This window comes from Gammaproteobacteria bacterium (assembly GCA_037388465.1).
In the GTDB taxonomy this organism is placed as follows: Bacteria; Pseudomonadota; Gammaproteobacteria; order SpSt-1174; family SpSt-1174; genus JARRKE01.
The window spans coordinates 28,885-48,844 of sequence record JARRKE010000004.1; the positions used below are offsets into that span (position 1 = coordinate 28,885).

22 protein-coding genes are annotated in these 19,960 nt (G+C 64.7%); 11 read left to right on the forward strand and 11 right to left on the reverse strand.

The window, feature by feature from the left end:
• From P8Y64_01355 to P8Y64_01365, 3 genes are read right to left on the reverse strand one after another with little or no spacing between them, the layout of a single operon-like run.
• The gene (locus tag P8Y64_01355) at positions 1-1,161 is read right to left on the reverse strand and encodes an FAD-dependent oxidoreductase (protein MEJ2059121.1); all 1,161 of its coding nucleotides are present in this window, start codon (positions 1,159-1,161) and stop codon (positions 1-3) included.
• Positions 1,158-1,913: a glycerophosphodiester phosphodiesterase family protein gene (locus P8Y64_01360; protein MEJ2059122.1), complete on the reverse strand. Its 756-nt coding sequence runs from the start codon at positions 1,911-1,913 to the stop codon at positions 1,158-1,160. The genes P8Y64_01355 and P8Y64_01360 overlap by 4 nt, the downstream gene beginning before the upstream one ends.
• Positions 1,906-3,318 (reverse strand): FGGY family carbohydrate kinase, encoded by a 1,413-nt coding sequence (locus P8Y64_01365; protein ID MEJ2059123.1) that lies wholly within the window; start codon positions 3,316-3,318, stop codon positions 1,906-1,908. Before P8Y64_01365 ends, P8Y64_01360 begins: the two co-directional genes overlap by 8 nt.
• Before the next feature lie 128 nt (positions 3,319-3,446).
• On the opposite strand from P8Y64_01365, the gene P8Y64_01370 reads away from it, so the two are divergent.
• Complete coding sequence (locus P8Y64_01370) at positions 3,447-3,716, forward strand: FHA domain-containing protein (protein ID MEJ2059124.1); 270 nt, start codon at positions 3,447-3,449, stop codon at positions 3,714-3,716.
• 47 nt (positions 3,717-3,763) lie between these two features.
• On the forward strand, positions 3,764-4,513 hold the full coding sequence (locus P8Y64_01375; GenBank protein ID MEJ2059125.1) for a lysophospholipid acyltransferase family protein: 750 nt from the start codon (positions 3,764-3,766) through the stop codon (positions 4,511-4,513).
• On the opposite strand, the gene P8Y64_01380 is transcribed toward P8Y64_01375, so the two are convergent.
• Genes P8Y64_01380 through P8Y64_01395 form a run of 4 tightly spaced genes read right to left on the reverse strand, consistent with a single transcriptional unit; the run spans position 4,501 to position 7,831 of the window.
• On the reverse strand, positions 4,501-5,010 hold the full coding sequence (locus P8Y64_01380) for a hypothetical protein (protein ID MEJ2059126.1): 510 nt from the start codon (positions 5,008-5,010) through the stop codon (positions 4,501-4,503). The genes P8Y64_01375 and P8Y64_01380 overlap by 13 nt on opposite strands.
• 13 nt (positions 5,011-5,023) lie before the next feature.
• Positions 5,024-6,304, reverse strand: coding sequence for a glutamate-1-semialdehyde 2,1-aminomutase (hemL, locus tag P8Y64_01385; GenBank protein ID MEJ2059127.1), 1,281 nt, complete (start codon positions 6,302-6,304; stop codon positions 5,024-5,026).
• Between the two features lie 50 nt (positions 6,305-6,354).
• Positions 6,355-7,008, reverse strand: a complete 654-nt coding sequence (gene thiE, locus P8Y64_01390; protein MEJ2059128.1) for a thiamine phosphate synthase — start codon at positions 7,006-7,008, stop codon at positions 6,355-6,357.
• A complete protein-coding gene (locus tag P8Y64_01395; protein ID MEJ2059129.1) occupies positions 6,998-7,831 on the reverse strand; it encodes a hydroxymethylpyrimidine/phosphomethylpyrimidine kinase in 834 nt (277 codons plus the stop codon). Before P8Y64_01395 ends, thiE begins: the two co-directional genes overlap by 11 nt.
• A 125-nt stretch (positions 7,832-7,956) precedes the next feature.
• On the opposite strand from P8Y64_01395, the gene P8Y64_01400 reads away from it, so the two are divergent.
• The 4 genes from P8Y64_01400 (at position 7,957) to P8Y64_01415 (ending at position 11,538) form a co-directional block, all read left to right on the forward strand.
• Positions 7,957-8,109 carry a rubredoxin gene (locus P8Y64_01400; protein ID MEJ2059130.1) on the forward strand — a complete coding sequence of 51 codons (153 nt, stop codon included), beginning with the start codon at positions 7,957-7,959 and terminating at the stop codon, positions 8,107-8,109.
• A 91-nt stretch (positions 8,110-8,200) separates the two neighbouring features.
• On the forward strand, positions 8,201-8,605 hold the full coding sequence (locus tag P8Y64_01405) for a hypothetical protein (protein MEJ2059131.1): 405 nt from the start codon (positions 8,201-8,203) through the stop codon (positions 8,603-8,605).
• An 80-nt stretch (positions 8,606-8,685) separates the two neighbouring features.
• Positions 8,686-11,007, forward strand: coding sequence for an EAL domain-containing protein (locus P8Y64_01410; protein MEJ2059132.1), 2,322 nt, complete (start codon positions 8,686-8,688; stop codon positions 11,005-11,007).
• Between the two features lie 78 nt (positions 11,008-11,085).
• Positions 11,086-11,538, forward strand: coding sequence for a hypothetical protein (locus P8Y64_01415; GenBank protein MEJ2059133.1), 453 nt, complete (start codon positions 11,086-11,088; stop codon positions 11,536-11,538).
• Here P8Y64_01415 and P8Y64_01420 read toward each other — a convergent pair.
• The gene (locus P8Y64_01420) at positions 11,527-12,183 is read right to left on the reverse strand and encodes an HAD-IB family hydrolase (protein MEJ2059134.1); all 657 of its coding nucleotides are present in this window, start codon (positions 12,181-12,183) and stop codon (positions 11,527-11,529) included. The two genes, P8Y64_01415 and P8Y64_01420, sit on opposite strands and share 12 nt — an antisense overlap.
• 124 nt (positions 12,184-12,307) lie before the next feature.
• On the opposite strand from P8Y64_01420, the gene P8Y64_01425 reads away from it, so the two are divergent.
• Together P8Y64_01425 and ptsP are read left to right on the forward strand one after the other, a co-directional pair.
• Positions 12,308-12,793 carry an RNA pyrophosphohydrolase gene (locus tag P8Y64_01425; GenBank protein MEJ2059135.1) on the forward strand — a complete coding sequence of 162 codons (486 nt, stop codon included), beginning with the start codon at positions 12,308-12,310 and terminating at the stop codon, positions 12,791-12,793.
• Positions 12,794-12,859: 66 nt separating this feature from the next.
• Positions 12,860-15,130: a phosphoenolpyruvate--protein phosphotransferase gene (ptsP, locus tag P8Y64_01430; protein ID MEJ2059136.1), complete on the forward strand. Its 2,271-nt coding sequence runs from the start codon at positions 12,860-12,862 to the stop codon at positions 15,128-15,130.
• Positions 15,131-15,136: 6 nt separating this feature from the next.
• Here the strand turns inward: ptsP and hemJ are convergent, their stop codons facing one another.
• The 3 genes from hemJ to P8Y64_01445 all read right to left on the reverse strand — a co-directional run bounded on the left by hemJ (position 15,137) and on the right by P8Y64_01445 (position 17,518).
• Complete coding sequence (hemJ, locus tag P8Y64_01435; GenBank protein ID MEJ2059137.1) at positions 15,137-15,556, reverse strand: protoporphyrinogen oxidase HemJ; 420 nt, start codon at positions 15,554-15,556, stop codon at positions 15,137-15,139.
• A gap of 1 nt (position 15,557) precedes the next feature.
• On the reverse strand, positions 15,558-16,079 hold the full coding sequence (locus P8Y64_01440; protein MEJ2059138.1) for a TlpA disulfide reductase family protein: 522 nt from the start codon (positions 16,077-16,079) through the stop codon (positions 15,558-15,560).
• Positions 16,080-16,171: 92 nt separating this feature from the next.
• Entirely contained in the window at positions 16,172-17,518 is a 1,347-nt protein-coding gene (locus P8Y64_01445; protein MEJ2059139.1) for a chloride channel protein, read from the reverse strand.
• A gap of 173 nt (positions 17,519-17,691) precedes the next feature.
• On the opposite strand from P8Y64_01445, the gene argC reads away from it, so the two are divergent.
• The 3 genes from argC to P8Y64_01460 are packed head-to-tail and all read left to right on the forward strand — an operon-like array spanning position 17,692 to position 19,931.
• Entirely contained in the window at positions 17,692-18,726 is a 1,035-nt protein-coding gene (argC, locus tag P8Y64_01450; protein MEJ2059140.1) for an N-acetyl-gamma-glutamyl-phosphate reductase, read from the forward strand.
• Between the two features lie 8 nt (positions 18,727-18,734).
• Positions 18,735-19,490 (forward strand): hypothetical protein, encoded by a 756-nt coding sequence (locus P8Y64_01455; GenBank protein MEJ2059141.1) that lies wholly within the window; start codon positions 18,735-18,737, stop codon positions 19,488-19,490.
• Positions 19,491-19,931 carry a polymer-forming cytoskeletal protein gene (locus P8Y64_01460; GenBank protein MEJ2059142.1) on the forward strand — a complete coding sequence of 147 codons (441 nt, stop codon included), beginning with the start codon at positions 19,491-19,493 and terminating at the stop codon, positions 19,929-19,931.
• The last annotated feature ends 29 nt before the right edge of the window (positions 19,932-19,960 follow it).

Genomic DNA, 19,960 nt, shown 5'->3' on the forward strand with positions numbered 1-19,960 from the left:
TTATTCCTGTGGGGGCAGGTGCAGCCTGCGCGTTTCGGCCCGGTGCGGACGTTCGGGCAGTTGCAAGGCATGCAGCACCCGTTCGGCCGTGGCGCGGTAGGCGGTCAGCTTGCCTCCGTAGAGGCTGACCAGACGCGGGCTGAGCGTGCGATCGCTTTGCAGGATCGTGTCCCGCGGGCGCCGGTTGGGGTCGCCGCCGGCCGGCAGGACGCGCAGGCCGGCGAACCGTTCGAGCACGGCGTCCGGCGCCTGGGGAAAGTGGCGCCTGAAAGCGGCGAGCAGGTAATCCGTTTCGGCCTGCAGCGGGCGGGGATCGGCTGGATCGCCCTGGTATCGGGTCTCGGTCGTGCCGATCAGGGCGGCGTCCCGCCAGGGCATGATGAACACCGGCCGTCCGTCCGCCGCCTCCACGTAGTAAATGCCGGCTTGTACTCGATGAGGGACGAGGATGTGCGTGCCCTGCACCAGTTCAAAGGGGAGCGGTTGCTGGACCGGTTCGGCGCGGGCGAGCACGTCGCCGACCCAGGGGCCGGCCGCATTGACCGCCACCCGTGCCCGCAACGTCACCGGCCGTTCCCCAGCCGTGGCCGTCACCTCGATACCGCCTTCATGCAGGGCCAGTGCCTCGACCCGGTGACCCGTGAAGAGCTCCGCACCCAGCGTACAGGCCGAGTGCATCACGGCCCGGGTGAGCGCGGCGTCGTCGGTTTGCGCATCAAAATAGCGGAATACCCGCTGCAAACCCTGCGTCTCCAATCCGTCCAGCGTGTCCCAGCGTGGGGAAGGCAGAGTGCTGAAGCGCACCTGCGGCCCCAGGCCGCCGAGCAGGGCGTACAGGGACAGACCGGCCCGCAGCATCAATGGCTTGTGTCGGCTGCGGTCGTAGACCGGGATGTAAAACGGCTTCAGGCGAACCAGCTCGGGGGCGTTGCGCAGCAGCAGCTCGCGTTCCCGCAGGCATTCACGAACCAGAGCGAACTGGCCCGTTTCCAGGTAGCGCAGCCCGCCGTGAATCAGCTTGCTGGAACGGGACGAGGTGCCCCGTGCCAGTTGATCGAATTGTTCCAGGACCGCGACGCCATGCCCGGCAGCGGCGGCGGCCTGGGCCACTCCGGCGCCATGAATGCCACCACCGATCACCAGCAGGTCGTATACCTTCAATCGGCGGCCCCGGGTTGCAGCGGCAGCAGGTCGGCCAGACGGTCCGTCTCTAGATAGCGGGCGCCCGCCGCGGCCAGCGGGGCCACGTCGGCCGGGTCGTTGACGCCGTAGATCGCCCATTGCCATGGACCGGGCCAGAGAGTGCCGTCGGTTTGCCGCAGGGCGTCCAGATCGGCGAACAGGTATTCCGGGGCCAGCCGTTCGGCCAGTGCCTTGTCCCAGGGCGGTTCCTCGGGCAGCACCCAGCCGATGTGGCAGGCGCAGTCGGCGCGTGCCTGGGCGAGGATCTCATAGTCGAAGGAAATAAGATGCCAGGGAAAGCGTGCGCGGGCCAGTTCCGGCATCACGGCATCGAGCATGGCCCGGCGGGAAAAGCGCCGGATACTGGCACGCTTGAGTTCGACGAACACCTCGGTTGCGGGGTGGTCGTTGAACAGCGTGACGACCTCGCGCAGCGTCGGGATCGGCGTGGGATGGAAGGCCTCGCCGAGGCGCCCCGGTTCATGGGCGCTGATTGTCGTCAGTTGGGTACGGGATATCTCGAAGATGGTCGTGTTTACCGCACAACAGCGCTCGAGGTTGTCGTCGTGCAGTACGACCGGGGTCTGGTCCGCGCACAACTGCACATCGAACTCCACGCAGCAGGCGCCGAGTTCCAGTGCCGAACGAAACGCCGGCAGGGTGTTCTCCGGGTGCTGATCGCGCTCGCCGCGATGGGCGACAAACCGGAATGTGGGCATGGTGTCAGGCATGCTCGAGGACATCGATGAAGCGAGCATACCGCGCCTGCAGCACGGCGTCGTAGCGGGGCGCGAAGCGGTCTGCATCAGTGGCCATGGGGACGGTCCATCGTCCACCGGCGAGCCAGGCGATGCCGCGTGCGGTGGACTCGGTTTCCCGGCTGCGTTGGACCGGCAAATCGCTCAGGTCTGCGAGGCGCTGGCAGAGTCCGTCGAGATGCGCCAGGCCGCCACTGACCTGAATATGTTTGAACGGACGCATCGCGCATAACTGGTCGATGTTGGCCTGCACCAGGAACAGAACGCTTTCCAGCACGCCGGCCAGGCGTTCCTGTTCGCTGCCGCCTGGCTCCATCCAGTGCGGCGCGAGATCGGCACGCCACCAGGGCGAGCCCAGCCCGCCTACGGCGTTGATGAACAACGCCGGTGTGGCGCAGTTCAGCGCCGCCTCCAGTGCGGGTGTGCCGGTGTCCAGACCGGCGTGTTCGCGTGCCCATTCGAGGGCGGAGCCAGCGCCGTTGACGCTGCCTTCCATGGCGTAATGGCAGACCGCTTGGTCGTCGGCGCTGTAAATCAGCGTGTTCAGCAGGCGCGAGGTGGTCAGTGGCCGCGTACCCAGCAGCCCCAGCACGAAGGCGCCGCTGCCGAGGTTCACATAAAGCGTGTCGTCGCGGGGCTGGCCTGCGCCGTAGAGGGCGGCGTTCTGGTCCCCGCTGACGGCGGTCAGGGCCACGTTCGTGCCTGTCAGCGTGCCGTAGCGGTGCTCGACGGGCCGGCAGGCCGGCAGCACGTCACGGGGGATGCCGAATTTCCCGAGCAGACCGTCGTCCCAGTCACGGTTGTGCAGATTGTAGAGCAGGGTCCGGGCCGCATTGGCATCGTCGATCTGCAGCGGCTGCTGTTCCAGCAGGCCGTGTATGAGATAGGCGCTGAGCGGGCCCAGCGCGAGTCGGGATTGGCGCAGCGCACGCCGGACCGCAGGGACCTGTTGCAGCAGCCAGCGGATCTTGCCGGCGGCGAAATGGGCTGACGGGTAAAGACCGGTGATTTTATGCACGGCCTCGGCGGGGCGGCACAGCTCGAAGACTTCGCCGGCGGCACGGGTGTCCTGCCAGCTCAATGCGGGGCTGAGGGTGCGGCCTGTGACCCGGTCCCAGGCGAGGGTGGTGGAGCGCTGTGTCGCCAGTCCGGCGGCCGCGATCTGCAATTTCCGGCGGCGGGAGAAATCGGCGGCCTCGTCCAGGCAGGCCGACAGCGTGGTCAGCAACTCGTCGCCGTCCTGTTGCACCCGATGGTCGTCCAGGCGCTGCAGTGTGACCGGCCGTTCGGTGTGAAACAGGCAGCCGCCGTCGGCATCGAACAGCAGTGCGCGGCTCGCATGGGTACCCTGATCCAGCGCCAGATAACAGGGGGGCATGCGTCGATTATGCAATACTCATGCAGGGCTTGCCTGATTTGGGTAGTGCTTATATTGTACGAATCGCGAGTTGGCTGGATTGCAGCCAATGAGAAGCGGCGCAAGAACCGCACGGGTGAGGAGAATGAATGGACAGCAGAACCTATGTCATCGGTCGTGTCGGGCAGATCAAGGTGGATGACGCCAGCGTCAGTTCCCGTCACGCGGAATTGGCCATCCTCGGCGAGAATATCTATATCACGGACCTCGGCTCGACCAACGGCACGTTCCTGATGGTGGAAGGCAAGCCGAAACGGTTCACCGAGGGATATGTCAAACCCGATGACATCGTGGTGTTCGGCACCAAGGCATTCAAGGTCAAAACCCTGCTCGACAAGGTCGGCCACCTCGCTCCCTGAATCCCGTCCTCCGGCACGGTCTATACTGATCATGCATAGGAGGAGCCGTGTTCTATCTATTGGGTAGGGGATTTCGTTATCTCTTTTACGGCGTGGATTTTCTTCTGTTCACGGCCGTGCTTTATCCGCTTTCGTTTTTCCCCCGGGCGCTGCTGGAGCGCTTTTATCCGACCCTGTTCCGGCGTTGGTGCCGCAGTTTCGTGCGCGCGCTGGGCGTGGAACTGCGGCTGCACCAGAAAAACCGAAAACCTCTGCCCAAGACCTATTTGCTGATCGGCAATCATCCCTCCGCGTTCGAGGATATCGGCATTCCGGCGCTGTTCCCGGTATTTTCCCTCGCCAAGATCGAGGTCAGGGACTGGTGGGTGGTGGGGCGCATCAGCCGCGCGGCCGGCACGCTTTACGTGCGCCGCGAGGACCGCGATTCACGCCGAGCCGCCGCGCGCGAGATAGAAGCCGTGCTGCAGCAGGGACGCAACGTGGCGGTTTATCCGGAGGGCGGCTGCAAGGGGCGGCGCATCTTCGAGCGTTTTCATTTCGGTGTGTTCGAGATATCGCTTAAGACCGGCATACCGATACTCCCGGTTTTTTTGCACTACGAGGCGCAGGAGTCGTTTGAGTGGGCGCCCGGGGAAACCCTGCTGCAGAAGATTTACGCCATGCTGCGGGCCCAGAACAAGCGGGTCAATTACTACGTCTATGATGCCTTCGATCCGGGGCGTTATCGGGACAAGGAGGAATACGCACGCGACGCGCGCGAACATTACCTGGCCTGGCAGGCGCGCTACCTGGATTGATCCCGATCGGCGGATGAGGCCGCGGCGGGTGCCAACAGGTGCTGGAGCGTTGAGAGGGTACGGGCGTAGTCGATGGCCTGGATACGCCCGCCATGGATGTGCAGCACCGTGACCTCTCCCGCGCGGCGGGGCAGCAGGCGGGTGGCCTTGCCGTCGCCGTCGATGAGCACCCGGTGTGGTGCATGGCTGAGTGTGGGATAGAAGAAAAGCTCCCGCACGATCAGCGGCATGTCGTGTATATCGGCGATGGTGACCAGGTGGTGGCGGGTTTCGAAGCCTTCCGGTTGCCGATGCAGAAAGTGCTGGATCAACCGCCCGGCCTCGTTGCTGTCGCTCAGCATCACGATGCGGGTGGTCGGTTCGACGGTGTGCGGGTGGCCGTGCTGGTCGGGCAGGGTGAGCGGCGGCAGCGGATCACCCACGGCCAGGGGTTCGGCTCCGGCGAGGCCGGCCCAGCACAGCAGCACGACGGCGGCGAGATGCGGTACCGGCCTCACAGTGTTCCTGTTCCTACAATGTCTTGAGCACCTGCCGGGCCGCATCCAGGGTCCGGTCCAGGTCGTCGCCGGTATGGGCCGTCGAGACGAATCCCGCTTCGAAGGCTGACGGCGCCAGATACACGCCGGCGTCCAGCATGCCGTGGAAAAAGCGCTTGAAGCGTTCGCTGTCGCAGCGCGTGGCTTGTTCGAACGAGGTGATGGGGTCTTCCTCGCTGAAGAAGATGCCGAACATGCCGCCCACGCGTTGCGTGGTCAGGGGGATGCCTGCTTCACCGGCAACCGTCTGCAGGCCGTCCGTAAGCACTTCGGTCATACGGGTCAGTTCGTCGTGGAAGCCGGGCCGGGCGATCAGCTCCAGGGTCTTCAGGCCGGCGGTCATCGCGATGGGATTGCCGGACAGGGTGCCGGCCTGGTAAACCGGCCCCAGGGGGGCGAGCTCAGCCATGATCTCCGCACGGCCGCCGAAGGCGCCCACCGGCATGCCACCGCCGATGACCTTGCCCAGGGTGGTGAGGTCCGGGGTGATCCCGTACAGGGCCTGGGCGCCGCCTAACGCCACCCGGAATCCGGTCATCACCTCGTCGAAGATCAGCAACGCGCCGTGGCGGTCGCAGACGCTGCGCAGACCTTCGAGGAAACCGGGCACCGGCGGGATGCAGTTCATGTTGCCCGCCACCGGTTCCACGATGATGCAGGCGATCCGGTCACCCAGGTTGTCGAAGGTGGCCTCGACCTGGGCGATGTCGTTGTAGGGCAGGGTGAGGGTGTGCTCCGCCAGGGCGGCCGGCACGCCGGGCGAGCTGGGTACGCCGAGAGTCAGGGCGCCCGAGCCGGCCTTCACCAGCAACGAATCGCCGTGGCCGTGGTAACAGCCCTCGAATTTGACGATCTTGTCGCGCCCCGTATAGCCCCGCGCCAGGCGTATGGCGCTCATGGTGGCCTCGGTGCCGGAGCTCACCATGCGTACCTGTTCCATGGACGGAACCAGGGCGCAGACGCGGTCCGCCATATCGGTTTCCAGCGTGGTGGGCGCACCGAAGCTCAGGCCTTTTGCGGCGGCCGCCTGGACGGCGGCGATCACCTCGGGATGGGCGTGGCCGAGGATCATGGGGCCCCAGGAACCGACGTAATCGATGTAGCGTTTGCCGTCGGTGTCGAAGAGATAGGCGCCCTGGGCGTGGTCGATGAAGACGGGGTCGCCACCCACGCTCTTGAAGGCGCGCACCGGCGAGTTGACGCCGCCGGGAATATGGACCTGGGCTTGGGAAAACTGGGTGTGGCTGCGATTCATGGCAGATCAGATGGTGTGGCTTGGAAAGCCCAACATTCTACACAATGGTTTCAGTCCGCCGGGAACAGAGCGGCCAGGCGGCGGGTTGCGGCCTCGATGTCTTCGGCACCGAAGACGGCGCTGATGACGGCGATCAAGTCGGCGCCGGCCGCGATGACGCGCGCGGCATTGGTGGCATCGATACCCCCGATGGCGCAGACGGGAACGTCCAGCTTCTCCCGGGCCTGGCCGAGCAATGTCAGCGGTGCGCGCGCCGCCTGCGGTTTGGTGGGCGATGGGAACAGGCTGCCGAAGGCGACATAGTCCGCGCCCTGTGCCGCGGCGTCCCGGGCGCGTTGCAGCGAGTCGTAACAGGAAACGCCGATCAGCGCCTTGGGGCCCAGGGTCGTCCGGGCGCGGGCGATGGAGGCGTCGTCCGCGCCGAGATGGACACCGTCGGCGCCGGTTTGTGCGGCCAGTTCGATGTCGTCATTGACGATCAGGGGGCGTTCGTAACGCTGGCATAGCGCCGCCAGGGCCCGGGCTTCCTGCGTGCGGCGAATCTGGTCGTTGCTCTTGTCGCGGTACTGGACCAGCGCGGCATCGCCGCGCAGGGCGGCCTCGACGGCCTGTTCCAGATGTCCGGGCGGGATCAGGGTCCGGTCGGTGATGACATAGACACCCCGGAGCGGCGGCCGGTCGGGTGCGCTGACCTCAGCTGCCATATTCCTGCGATTCCTCGGTCCAGAACAACCGGCTGGGCAGCAGTTGTCCCATTCCGAGCCGGTAGCCGTGCTGCAGCGCCTGCCAGGTATATTCCTGAGCTTCCTGCACGGCACCCGGGATGGTTTCGCCCTGGGCGAGCAGGCCGGCGGCCGCCGAGGCCAGCGTGCAGCCGGAGCCGTGATATTCGCCTTCCAGGCGCGGCCAGGTGTAGCGCTCGAGTATGCGGTTGCCGCCGTAGAGCACGTTGTGCACTTCGGCGGTGACTTCGTGGGTCCCCGTGATGAGGACGTGTTGCGCGCCCTGTTCCAGCAGGGTCATGCCGCAGGCGTCGAGGTCGTCCGCCTCGGGCGCGAGCAGGCGGGCCTCGTGACTGTTCGGGGTCAGCAGGGTGACGAGGGGGACCAGCAGCAGGCGCATCGCCTCCACGGTCTCGGCATCGGTGAGGCTGCGGCCGCCGCCGGCGGAGAGCACCGGGTCGAGGATGACGGGGATGTCCGGATAGTCGACCAGGATGCCGTGCACCGCGGTGATCAGTTCGATGTTCGGCAGCAGGCCCAGCTTGACGGCATGTACCGGCATGTCCTCCAGGACGGTCCGGGCCTGATCGATCAGCAGCTCGGGTGAAAGCGGGGAGATACCCTGGACGTCGACCGTATCCTGCACGGTGATGCAGCTGGCGACCGGTGCGGGATGACATCCCTGGCTGGCGATGGATTCGATGTCGGCGGAGAGTCCGGCCCCGCCGCTGGGGTCCAGGCCGGCGATGGTCATGACGACGCGGATGTCCTCGTCGTCCTCATCGGTGAGGTAAGCGTCGCTCATGATGGCCTCGTGCTCGTCATGCCTGATGGGTATGTTAACGTCTGCGCTTTTTCGGGGATATGAAAAATGTGAGAAAATGCCTCGCAATTCAGGTACCTGAGAGGACGGTTGCTTTGAAGAAATACATGTGTGTCATATGCGGGTTTATTTATGATGAAGCCAAAGGGTTGCCGGACGAAGGGATTGCGCCCGGAACCAAGTGGGAAGATATCCCTCTCAACTGGACGTGCCCTGAGTGCGGGGCGAGCAAGGAAGACTTCGAAATGATGGAAATCTAGGCGGAGCCACGGTCCGACCCCACGGACCGCCAATCAGCGTCGAAGGAGGTGGCGCGACGACATAAAGAACAGAATCGGGGGGATGAGTGAAATGACTGACAGAACCTATCGCCTGTTGTTAGGGGCCCTGCTGCTGGTGCTCCTGTATTTCAACGAGGCTGTGCTGGTGTATACGGTGATCGGGGTTCTGCTCTTCGAAGGGTTGACCAATCTGCGCATTCCGCTGCTGTTTGGGCTGCTGAAAGGCCCGGTCCGGGCGGCGCCCGCAGACGTAACGGCATCCGGCGTGGCCGCAGCCGCACTGCCGGGTTTCACGACAGTCGACGCAGAGCGCGTCTGGCGTCTGGTGATCGGCGGCATGCTGCTGCTGACCTATATCCTGCTCTATGAATGGCTGTGGGCCTTTCCCTGGTTCATGGCGTTCGCTATTCTCGGTGCCGGCGTCAGCGGCGTCTGCCCGGTCATGGCCTTTATCAGATGGCTCGGATTTAAGTGACGTCCGGCCCCCAGCTGCCTCAGTTTGCGACGAGGCTGCCGGTTCGGATCGCCGGTATCGTTTTTTGGGGAATGGTGTTGGTGGGCCTGCTGGTCGCGGTCCTGCTGCTGCATTCGCGCGAGCAGGACATCGACGCGCGTTACGCGGCGAACGCCGAGCGGGCCACCTACGAGATCGCCGAGGTGCTACGCCGCGTGGACTGGGCCCCGTTCCACGATCCCCAGCAGCGTCTGGTCGAAGATTACCTCAACGATATCCGGACGGATTTCCGCTTCAGTGCCCTGCGCCTGGAACAGGGCCGGCGCCACATCGACAGCGGGGCGCCGACCGGTGATGTCAAAACGCTTTCTCAGAAAATCGTCACCGCAGGGAGGCCCGGCTTCCAGCTGATCTTCTACCTGCCCGACTACGGGCGCGCCGCGCGCGACATGCGTAACCGCACCCTGCTTGCCGTCGGCGCGCTGGTGTTCGTATTCGCCCTGATCCTGCAAAAGGTCCTGCAAAATCTCCTTTCCAAACCCTTCGGGGAAATGGTGGCCAGCGCCAATGCATTCGCGGAGGGCAATACGGCCGCGCGTTTCGACGAGTCCCGCCGCGACGAATTCGGGTTTCTCGCCAGCTTCATCAATCGGGCGCTGGATTCGGTGGTGGAGAAGCAGCGCGACCTGCAGCACGCGCTCAAGCAGGCCAATCGTGCCGAGGCGGCGCTGTCGAACGAAAAGGAGCGCGCCGAGGTGACGCTGAATTCGATCACGGATGCGGTGATTACCACGGACGAGCAGGGCCGGGTGCAGTACATGAATCCGGCGGCCGTGCGCCTGCTGGGCTGGGGCGTGCTCGAAGCGCTGGGCCGGCCGCTGGAGGAGATCGCACGCCTGCACCGCGAAAACTCGGATATCGTGATTCCCGATCCCGTGCAGGAATGCCTGCGCACCGGCAACGTCGTGACCGTATCGCGGCATGCCGTGCTGGTGCGGCACAACGATACCGAGATCGCCATCGAGGCCAATGCGGCGCCCATGCGTAATCAGGAAGGCGAGATCATCGGCGCCGTGGCGGTGTTTCAGGATGTCAGCCATGCGCGCCGACTCACCCGGCAGCTGACCTATCAGGCCAGCCACGACCTGGTGACGGGGCTGTACAACCGCCGCAAGTTCGAGGAACTGCTGGATTCGGCGCTGGTCTCCGCCCAGGAGGAGGATCATCACCACGCCTTGTGTTACCTGGATCTCGACCAGTTCAAGCTCGTCAACGACACCTGCGGTCACCAGGCCGGGGACGAACTACTCAAGCAACTGTCCATCCTGCTGCGCGAATCGCTGCGCGAGGGCGACGTGCTGGCCCGCTTGGGTGGGGACGAATTCGGCGTGCTGCTGGAAAACTGTCCGCTGCAAGAGGCCGTGCAGGTGGCCGACAAGCTGCGTCAGGCCATTCGCGATACCCGTTTCGTCTGGGAGGGCAAGGGCTTCGAGATCGGGGTCAGCGTCGGCGTCGTGCCGATTACCGCCTTGAGCGACAACCTGGCGAGTCTGATGAGCGCCGCTGACGTGGCCTGTTATGCAGCCAAGGATTCCGGCCGCAACCGCGTGCATGTCTACGAGGCGACGGACGAACTGCTGGCACGCAGGCAGGGGGAGATGCAGTGGGTGTCGCGTATCAGTAACGCCCTGAAGGACAACCGCCTGCAGCTTTACCGCCAGCCGATCCGGCCGTTGTCGCACGAGGCGGACGAGGAGGGCGAGCACTGGGAAATCCTGCTGCGCATGATCGACGAGGACGGCCGTACCATCCTGCCCCATGCCTTCCTGCCGGCCGCGGAACGCTACGACCTCATGCCCGCCATCGATCGTTGGGTGGTGCATTCCACCTTCGAGGCGCTCAAGGCGGGATGCTGCCACGGCCAGCCCACGCGCCGCCGCGTGGTCACCATCAACCTGTCGGGCGCCTCGCTCAACGACGAGGGGCTTTATCACTACATCCGCTCTGCCGGCGAGGAATTCGGCATCGATTTCGGGGAGATCTGTTTCGAGGTCACCGAAACCGTGGCCATCAGCAACCTGGTCAAGGCCCGCCAGTTGATGCAGGAACTCAGGGCACTCGGTTGCCGCTTCGCCCTGGACGACTTCGGCAGCGGGTTGAGCTCCTTCGGCTATCTCAAGAACCTGCCGGTCGACTATCTCAAGATCGACGGCGCCTTCGTCAAGGACATGCTCAGCGATCCGGTGGATCGCGAAATGGTGGCCGCCGTCACCCGCCTCGGGCACGTGATGCGTATCCGCACCATCGCGGAATGGGTGGAAGACGAGGCCGTGATCCCTCTGCTGCAGGAGCTGGGCGTGGACTACGCCCAGGGCTACGCCCTGGGCCAGCCCAGGCGCATGACCGACCCGGTCGAGGTCTGAGCCCGTCAGGAGAGGATGAGCGCCTCCATCCGTGCTATCTTCGCCCCCCTTTTCGACAACCTACTGTCTGAGTTGGATATGAGCGATTACATCCAAGTGCTTGCCCGGGCCGCTGAGGCCGATACGGTATGGGTCAATGCCGAACTGGATCAGGCCCTGACCGAGCTGGATGCCGAAATGGAGCGGCTGGCCACCGAGCTGCAGGTGGAGTTCGAAGGACCGGGCGTAGGCATGGCCGACATGCATGCCGAACATGTTTACCGGCTGATGGTGCGTCACCATGTATGGGACGTGAATACCGAAGGCTGGGGGCTGAAGGTCTGCGACGCCCTGCCTAACGGCACCAAGCGCGGCATGTGGCCGGTGCAGGGCACGGGCCGCCTGCGCAAGCAGCAGCTGGTCAAGGCGTTGCCCGAATTCTTCGCGGGGTTTGTGGCCGCCATCGACGCGGCGGGCAAGTCCTCGCTGCCTGCCACCGGGCGTGTCCGCGCCATGGCCGAGGCCTTTGGCGGGACGGCTTCAGCCGACTAACGACAGCGTCCGCCAGCCACGCTCCCCTGCGATCCGGGTGAGCGGCTCGTCGGCGTCCACGGCCACGGGATGGTCGACCAGTTCCAGCAGCGGCAGGTCGTTGTGGGAGTCGCTGTAGAACCAGCTGTCCTGCAGGTTGCGGCCGTGTTCCTCCAGCCATTGCTGCAGCCGGGTGACCTTGCCCTCGCGGAAACAGGGTACGCCGGCGATGCGTCCGGTATAGCGGCCGCCGTGGAATTCGGGATCGGTGGCCAGCAGGTGGTCGACCCCCAGTTCGCGGGCGATCGGCTCGGTGACGAAACGGTTGGTGGCGGTGATGATCAACAGGGTGTCGCCGCGGCCGCGGTGCGTATCGAGCAGGTCCCGGGAGCCGGCGCTGATCATCGACAGGATCACTTCTTCCATGAACTGCACGCGCCAGGCCTGAAGCTGCGCCACCGGGTTTTCCGCCAGGGGGCGGAAGGCGAAACGCGCGAATTCGTGGATATCGAGCGTGCCGGCCTTGTACTGCTCGTAAAAGGCCAGGTTGGTGCGTTCGTAGGTTTCCCCGTCAACTACACCCAGGCGCACCAGAAAGCGTCCCCACTCGTAATCGCTGTCGCCCTGCAGCAGGGTGTGATCGAGATCGAAAATGGCCAGCGCCACGCGGAATCCTCCGTCCGTTTGCAAAAGGGCGGATTGTAACGGGAACGGCGCGCCAAGACATTTGCCGGGTCGCAACGAGTGTGGAAAAATCGAATCATGGAAGGTATGGTCAAGGGCAATACAGGTGATTGATTCCGAAGGGTTCAGGGCCAACGTCGGTATCATCCTCTGCAATCGTGACGGCAGTTTATTCTGGGGCAAGCGCACAGGGCAGGATGCCTGGCAGTTTCCCCAGGGCGGGATCAAGTCCAGCGAGACTCCCCGCGACGCGCTTTTCCGTGAGCTGCAGGAAGAAACGGGCCTGCTTCCCGAACATGTCGAGGTGATCGGCTGGACCCGGCGCTGGCTGCGTTACCGGCTGCCACGGCATCTGATTCGCCGCAACAGCTGGCCGCGTTGCATCGGGCAGAAACAGCGCTGGTACCTGCTGCGTCTGATCGGGGATGAAGCCTGCGTGCAGCTGGATGCCTCGGAACACCCGGAATTCGACAGTTGGTGCTGGATCGACTACTGGCGGCCCGCCCGCGAGGTGGTGTTTTTCAAGCGCAAGGTCTATCAACGCGCCTTGAGTGAACTCGAACCCTGTCTGCACAAGATACTGGAAGAGTAGCTTGGATCATGCTGGCATGGACGGCCGACATTGCTTTGCTTTTCTTACCCATAGGGTTCGGATCACGTGCTGGGTATTCTGCGCCGTATAGTTCAGGACGTTAACGACGCTGCCGATCTCACCGAGGCGCTGCAGCTCGTCGTCACTCAGACGCGCCGCGCCCTGGCGGTCGACGTCTGTTCGATCTACCTGCGGCTGCCCGGCCAGGACACCCTGGTGCTGATGGCCACCGAGGGCCTCAATCCCGATGCCGTTTACCGCGTCAGGCTGGACTTCACCGAAGGGCTGGTCGGCCTGGTGGCCCAGCGGGCGGAACCGGTCAACCTGGACGACGCCCCGGCGCATCGGCGTTACAAGTACTTTCCCGAAACCGGCGAGGAGCGTTATCACGCCTTTCTGGGCGTGCCGGTGATTCATCACCGCCAGCTGCAGGGCGTGCTGGTGGTTCAGCAGCGCGAGCATCGCCGCTTCGACGACGAGCACGTGGCCTTTCTCCTCACCCTGGCAGCGCAGCTGGCGGCGGCGATCGGCCACGCCGAGATGAGTGGCGAGATCCGGGCCCTGCGCGAGGCCAAGCTCTCCGAGGAGCCGCGTTTTCTGAGCGGTGTGCCCGGGGCGAACGGCGTGGGCATCGGCGAGGTGGTGGTGGCCTACAGCCCCAGCGACCTGGACGCCGTTCCCGAGCGTGACAGCGACGATCCGGAGGGCGAGCTCGCCCGCCTGGACGCCGCCGCCCAGGCGGCGCGCGCGGACCTGATCGCGCTCAAGGACACCCTCGGCGCGCACCTGCCCGAGGACGAACGCGCCCTGTTCGATGCCTATGCGATGATTCTGCAGGATGGTGCGCTGCTGGAGCAGGCGCGTGTCCGCATTCGTGAGGGGCAGTGGGCCGAGGGTGCGCTGGCGCAGACCGTGCGCGAGCATGCACGTCGCTTCGCTTCCATGGAAGACGAATACCTGCGCGAGCGGGCCACGGACATCCGCGACCTGGGCCGGCGGGTGCTGGCCCACCTGCAGTCGGATGTGCGCGATCATCACGAGTATCCCGCGCGCACGGTGCTGATCGGCGAGGAACTCACCGCCGCGCAACTGGCCGAGGTGCCGACGGAGCGTCTGGTGGGTCTGGTGTCGGCGCACGGTTCCGGCTCATCGCACGTGGCGATTCTCGCCCGCGCCCTGGGCGTTCCGGCCACGATGGGGGTGGCGGACCTGCCGGTGGGACGCCTGGAAGGGCGCGAGGTCGTCGTGGACGGCTATGTGGGGCGCGTCTACATACGCCTCAATCCGCAGCTCAAGTCCGAATTCGAACGCCTGGCCACCGAAGAGCGGCAGCTTGACGAAGGCCTGCGCAAGGAGGCCTACCAGCCGGCCGCCATGAAGGACGGACGCGAGGTGCCGGTCTACGCCAACACCGGCCTGCTGTCCGATATCAGTCCGTCATTGCGTTCCGGCGCGGACGGCATCGGCCTGTACCGGACCGAGGTGCCGTTCATGGCGCGCGACCGGTTCCCGGGCGAGGAGGCCCAACGTCAGATCTACCACCAGGTGCTGTCCGCGTTCGCACCGCGCCCCGTCACCTTGCGCACCCTGGACGTGGGCGGCGACAAACCCCTGCCTTATTTCCCCGTGCACGAGGACAATCCCTTTCTGGGCTGGCGCGGCATTCGCCTCACCCTCGATCATCCGGAGATCTTCGTCACCCAGCTGCGCGGCATGCTGCTGGCCGGCGAGGGATTGGGCAACCTGCGCGTGCTGCTGCCCATGGTCAGCTCGGTCAGCGAACTGACGGAATCGTTGGCATTGCTGGAGCGGGCGCGCAACGAGCTGAGCGAGGAAGGCCATGACATCGTCATGCCGCAGGTCGGCGTCATGGTGGAGGTGCCTTCCGCCGTCTACCTGGCCGGGGCGATGGCCCGGCACGTGGATTTCCTGAGCATCGGCAGCAATGACCTGATCCAGTATCTGCTGGCGGTGGATCGCAACAACCCGCGCGTCGCGGGGCTGTACCACGCACTGCACCCGGCGGTGCTGCGTGCCCTCGTGCAGGCCGTGGAGGGCGCGCATGGCGCCGGCAAGCCAGTGAGCGTGTGCGGGGAAATGGCCGGCGACCCCGCCTCGGCCCTGTTGTTGCTGGGCATGGGCGTGGACAGCCTGAGCGTCAGTGCCGCCATGCTGCCGCGCATCAAGTGGGTGGTGCGCAGTTTCAGCGACGCGCAGGCCCGGGCATTGGCGGAGGAGGCACTGCGGCGCGAGGAACCCGCCGCAGTGCGTGCACTGTTGAACGAGGCGCTGATCGGGGCCGGGCTGGGCGGCCTGGTGCGGGCCGGCAAGACCTGAAACTGCTCAGGGTTTCACGATCACCAGGATGACGATCAGGATGAGCAGGATGCTGGGAAACTCGTTGAACCAGCGGTACCAGCGGTGGCTGTGCCGGTTCCTGTCGGCGCGGAAGTCGCGCATCAGCTTCCAGCACCAGGCGTGGTAGCCGATCAGCAGAACCACCAGGGTCAGCTTGACGTGCATCCACACCTGGTGGCCGTAGTACCCCCACTGCCAGATCAGCATCCACAGCCCGAACAGCACGGTCAGTGACCCGCCCAGGGTCATGATGAAAAACAGTCGCCGTTCCATGACCTTGAACAGGGTGCCGGTCTCTGGCGTCATTTCCTGCGCGTGATAGACGTACAGCCGGGGCAGATAGAACAGGCCGGCGAACCAGGTGACCATGAAGATCACGTGCAGGGCCTTGATCCAGAGAAACATCTCAGGCCGATTCCTTGGCCTTGGCGGGCAGCAGGCCGCTGATGGTCTGCTCGATGTGCTTGAAATTCAGCTCGCCCAGCTTCTGGTAGACGATGGTACCGTCCGGGGCGATCAGGAACGAGGTCGGGGTCAGCCGGATCTCGCCGAAGGCCTTGGCGATCTTGTCGTCGGTGTCCATGGTCAACAGATAGGGCAGTTTTCTGAGCGCCTGCATGGCGCGCACCTGGTCCGGTGGGTCGTAGGACATCGACACGCCGATGATCTCGAGACCCTGCGGGGAGAATTTCCGGTATAGCTTGACCAGTTCGGGCATTTCCTTGATGCAGCCGGGGCAGGTGGTGGCCCAGAAGTTGACCAGTACCGGCCGCCCGCGCAGATCGGCCAGGCTCATCTGGCGGCCGTCCAGCGTCGTGAAATGGATGTCGGGGGCCTTGCGCATGCCGGAGGGCGCAAGCCACAGCGCCAGCAGCCCGCCGATCAGGGCGATGGCGAAGACGCTGATGAAAATATCCTTGGTTTTCATGTGCGTACCGTACTCCACGAGCAGGTGAACAAGTATAAGGCATGTGCCACGAAGGATCGCGGGTGCCCGGGGCTGTCAGACCGCGGCGGGCGTCAGGGGGTTCCCCGCTCCGAGGCGGGCGCTGGCTTCGCTTCATCTTCCCCCTCGGGTTTGGGTGCTTCCTGCGGGGGGCGGAAGGCGATGGCAAGTTCCTGATAAATCGCGGTGGGACAGATCAGCTTGGAGACGACATAGGCGATGAAAGCGGTCGCCATCAGCGGCAGCACCAGTTCGTGGTTGGCGGTCATCTCCACCACGATTACGAAGGAGGTGATCGGGGTCTGCACCACGCCGGCGAAATAGCCGACCATGCCGAGCAGGATGACCACCGCGATCGGCGTGCCCGGCAGCCAGTGTCCGATGACCGCCCCCAGTCCGGCGCCGGTGGCCAGCGACGGGGCGAAGATGCCGCCGGGGATGCCGCTCAGATAAGAGGCGACCGTGGCCAGAAATTTGTAAAAAAAGTAGCTGCTGCCGAGGGTGCCGGTCTGGGTCAGCAGTTCGCGCGCCTCTTCGTAACCCGTGCCGTAGGTCTGGCTGCCTGACAGCACGCCGGCTGCGGCGATCACCAGCCCGCAGCCGATGGCGATCAGCAGGGGGCGCCGCCGTTGCCAGGGTGCGAGCCAGCGTGTGCCCCGGACGATGATCAGGCTGAACAGGCCGCCCAGCAGGCCACCCGCGACGCCGCAGATGAAGACCGCCGGCCAGGGGCTTTCGGCGCCCAGGGTGGCGTCGGTGGTGCCGAAATAGGTGTAGTTGCCGAGCAGGGCGACCGCCGTGACGCCGGCGATGATAACGGCGGTGATCAGGGTGCCGTTGGTGCGCTCCTCGAAGGAGCGGCTCATTTCCTCGATGGCGAACACCACCCCGGCCAGCGGGGTGTTGAACGCGGCCGCGATGCCCGCCGCGCTGCCGGCCAGGATGAGGCCGCGGTCCATGTAGTGGAACGGGAACTTGGCCAGGCGGCCGATCGAAAACATGATCGAGGCGCCGATGTGCACGGTCGGACCCTCGCGGCCGATGGAGGCGCCGCTCAGCAGGCCGAGCAGGGTAAGGACGATCTTGCCGATCACGATGCGCAGCGAAAGCAGCGGCTGGCGCAGGGCCTGTTCGCGCATCTCGAGCGCGGCCATGGCCTGCGGAATACCGCTGCCCTGTGAACCGGGGAAGAACCGGATGGTCAGCCACGCGACCAGCATCAGAATGATGGGGGTGACGGCGAGCGGCAGCCAGGGCGAGTACGTGATCAGGTGGCGGAACAGCCCGTTGGCGTAATCGGCCGCCTTGGCGAAGAAGACGGCGACCAGGCCGACCACGATCGCGCCCGCCCAAAAGACAAGGCGTGCTTTCCAGACCTCCGCGGATAAAAGGTCTTTGGCGAACTCGCGCAGCGGGTGCATGTAACGGACAGGAAATTTGAGTTATATGCACGGCGAGCGTCGCCGCGCCGCGAAAGTGTAACATTCCACACTCGCAATGGCACAATTCCACCCGTCTGGACTGGTAAAGGTCTGGCCGGCCCCGTAAGATTCCCGGCTTGGCAACACATACGCTACGGGAACCTGCGTACGGCATGAGCAAGATTCGCATCGGCATCGTTGGTGGCACGGGTTACACCGCCGTCGAACTGCTGCGCCTGCTCGTTTCCCATCCTCAGGCCGAACTGGCGGCGGCCACTTCCCGCGAGCAGGCCGGGCAGCGCATCGACGAGGCGTTTCCCAACCTGCGCGGCCACACCGATCTGACTTTCAGCGATCGCGACGAGGCGCCGCTGGCCGAATGCGATGTCGTGTTTTTCGCCACGCCGAACGGCGTCGCCATGCACGCCGTGCCCGGTCTGCTTGAGGCCGGCGTACGGGTCATTGATCTGGCCGCCGACTTCCGTCTGGCGGATGCCGCGGTCTGGTCGCAGTGGTACGGCATGTCCCATGCCTGCCCGGAGCTGCTGTCCGAAGCGGTGTACGGCCTGCCGGAGATCAATCGAGACCGTATCCGGTCCGCCCGGCTGGTGGCCAATCCCGGTTGTTATCCCACCGCCGTGACACTGGGCCTGCTGCCGTTGCTGGAGGCGGGTCTGGTCGATGTCGGGAGCCTGGTGGCCGACGCCAAGTCGGGCGTCTCGGGTGCCGGCCGCAAGCCCGTTCAGCAGCACTTGCTCGCCGAGGCGGGTGACAATTTCAAGGCCTACGGCGTCGCCGGGCACCGGCACCTGCCCGAGATCATGCAGACCCTGGCGCAGGTCGCGCCGCAGGCCGAGCTGACCTTCGTGCCGCACCTGCTGCCCATGATCCGCGGTATCCTGGCCACCCTGTATGCGGACCTGAATGCCGGGGAGGTCGACCTCCAGGCCGTTTTCGAATCCCGCTATCGCGGCGAGCCCTTCGTCGACGTGCTGCCGCCGGGATCCCTGCCCGAAACGCGCAGCGTGCGCGGTGCCAACATGTGCCGTATCGCCGTGCATCGTCCCGGAAACGGGCGTCGGGCTGTAGTGCTGTCCGTCATCGACAATCTGGTCAAGGGTGCCGCCGGACAAGCGGTACAGAACATGAACCTGATGTTCGGTTTGCCCGAAACGCTCGGGCTGGAACAGCCCGCACTTCTGCCCTGAGTCCGATGATGAAACTGCCGCCGCTGTTCCCGCCGAAGCACGAGAAGGGTTACCGTCTCAAGCATCACGACCCGATGAGGCAGCGTCTCAGGCAGGCGTTTCTGGCCCTGGTGGTTATTCTGCTCGGTTGGGGCATGTATGAGCTGGGGTTTGCGGCCAGCGGCTATCAGACTGGGCGGCTGCAGGTCGAAACCAGCCGTCTGCATGACCGGGTCAAGTATCTGGAAGGACAGAACCGGGATCTGCTGCAAAAGGTCGCGAGCCTGAGCAGCAGCAACAAGATCGCCACCCAGTCGTCCTCCGAGGTGAAGCAGACCCTCACCCAGCTGGAAAATCAGATTTCCGATCTGAAGGAAGAGCTGGCCTTTTACAAGAGCATCGTCTCGCCGTCCAAGATGCAGCCGGGCCTGCATGTGCAGAACCTCTCGCTGGAGACGGGCGACGGCTCCGGTGAATACGCCTACTCGCTGGTGCTTACCCAGGTGCGTGGTGCCGGTCTGGTGGCACGGGGCAGTGCCGACATCTCGCTCGTCGGTATGCTGAACGGCGCGCAGACCACCCTCGATCTGAGCAAGCTGACAGGCGGGGATCAGAAGCGACTGAAGTTCTCCTTCAAGTATTTCCAGAGTATTGATGGCAACATCAAGCTTCCGGTAGGCTTCGAACCGCAGAAGATCGAGGTCCGGGTTCGGCCCAGTTCGCGTCGCCTCGATTCCATCGACCGCGATTATGACTGGGCCAAGACGCTCAATGGGAATAAGTAAATGTTTGGAAAACCACAGAAAAAGTTCGAAAGTGCCAAGATCGACACCCTGATCGGCCGGCATACCCATGTGAAGGGCGACGTCAGCTTTTCCGGCGGCCTGCACGTGGAAGGCAAGGTGACCGGCAACGTGACGGCGGAGGACGACGCCTCGATGCTGATCCTGAGCGAGAACGGGCAGATCAACGGCGAGGTGCACGTGCCGAACCAGGTGATCAACGGCATGGTGGAAGGCGACGTGTATGCCTCCGAGCACATCGAACTGGCCACCAAGGCGCGTATCCAGGGCAACGTCTACTACAACCTGATCGAAATGGCCGTCGGGGCGGAAATCAACGGCAATCTCGTTCACCAGAAGGGCGGCAAGCCCAAGCTGGAATACAAGCAGGGCCAGCCGGCGGGCGAGCAGCACGAACAACAGGCGGCCGGCGGCAATTCTTGACCTGTTTTGTAGGTTAATGATAGTCTGAA

Bases quoted from the DNA above. Each gene is read 5' to 3' on its own strand.
- P8Y64_01365 (MEJ2059123.1), bottom strand. From the start codon at position 3,318: ATGCCCCCCTGTTATCTGGCGCTGGATCAGGGTACCCATGCGAGCCGC.
- P8Y64_01405 (MEJ2059131.1), top strand. From the start codon at position 8,201: ATGACTGACAGAACCTATCGCCTGTTGTTAGGGGCCCTGCTGCTGGTG.
- P8Y64_01455 (MEJ2059141.1), top strand. From the start codon at position 18,735: ATGAAACTGCCGCCGCTGTTCCCGCCGAAGCACGAGAAGGGTTACCGT.
- P8Y64_01440 (MEJ2059138.1), bottom strand. From the start codon at position 16,079: ATGAAAACCAAGGATATTTTCATCAGCGTCTTCGCCATCGCCCTGATC.
- P8Y64_01400 (MEJ2059130.1), top strand. From the start codon at position 7,957: ATGTGTGTCATATGCGGGTTTATTTATGATGAAGCCAAAGGGTTGCCG.
- argC (MEJ2059140.1), top strand. From the start codon at position 17,692: ATGAGCAAGATTCGCATCGGCATCGTTGGTGGCACGGGTTACACCGCC.
- P8Y64_01460 (MEJ2059142.1), top strand. From the start codon at position 19,491: ATGTTTGGAAAACCACAGAAAAAGTTCGAAAGTGCCAAGATCGACACC.
- P8Y64_01360 (MEJ2059122.1), bottom strand. From the start codon at position 1,913: ATGCCTGACACCATGCCCACATTCCGGTTTGTCGCCCATCGCGGCGAG.
- P8Y64_01370 (MEJ2059124.1), top strand. From the start codon at position 3,447: ATGGACAGCAGAACCTATGTCATCGGTCGTGTCGGGCAGATCAAGGTG.
- P8Y64_01415 (MEJ2059133.1), top strand. From the start codon at position 11,086: ATGAGCGATTACATCCAAGTGCTTGCCCGGGCCGCTGAGGCCGATACG.
- hemJ (MEJ2059137.1), bottom strand. From the start codon at position 15,556: ATGTTTCTCTGGATCAAGGCCCTGCACGTGATCTTCATGGTCACCTGG.
- P8Y64_01445 (MEJ2059139.1), bottom strand. From the start codon at position 17,518: ATGCACCCGCTGCGCGAGTTCGCCAAAGACCTTTTATCCGCGGAGGTC.
- hemL (MEJ2059127.1), bottom strand. From the start codon at position 6,304: ATGAATCGCAGCCACACCCAGTTTTCCCAAGCCCAGGTCCATATTCCC.
- thiE (MEJ2059128.1), bottom strand. From the start codon at position 7,008: ATGGCAGCTGAGGTCAGCGCACCCGACCGGCCGCCGCTCCGGGGTGTC.
- P8Y64_01395 (MEJ2059129.1), bottom strand. From the start codon at position 7,831: ATGAGCGACGCTTACCTCACCGATGAGGACGACGAGGACATCCGCGTC.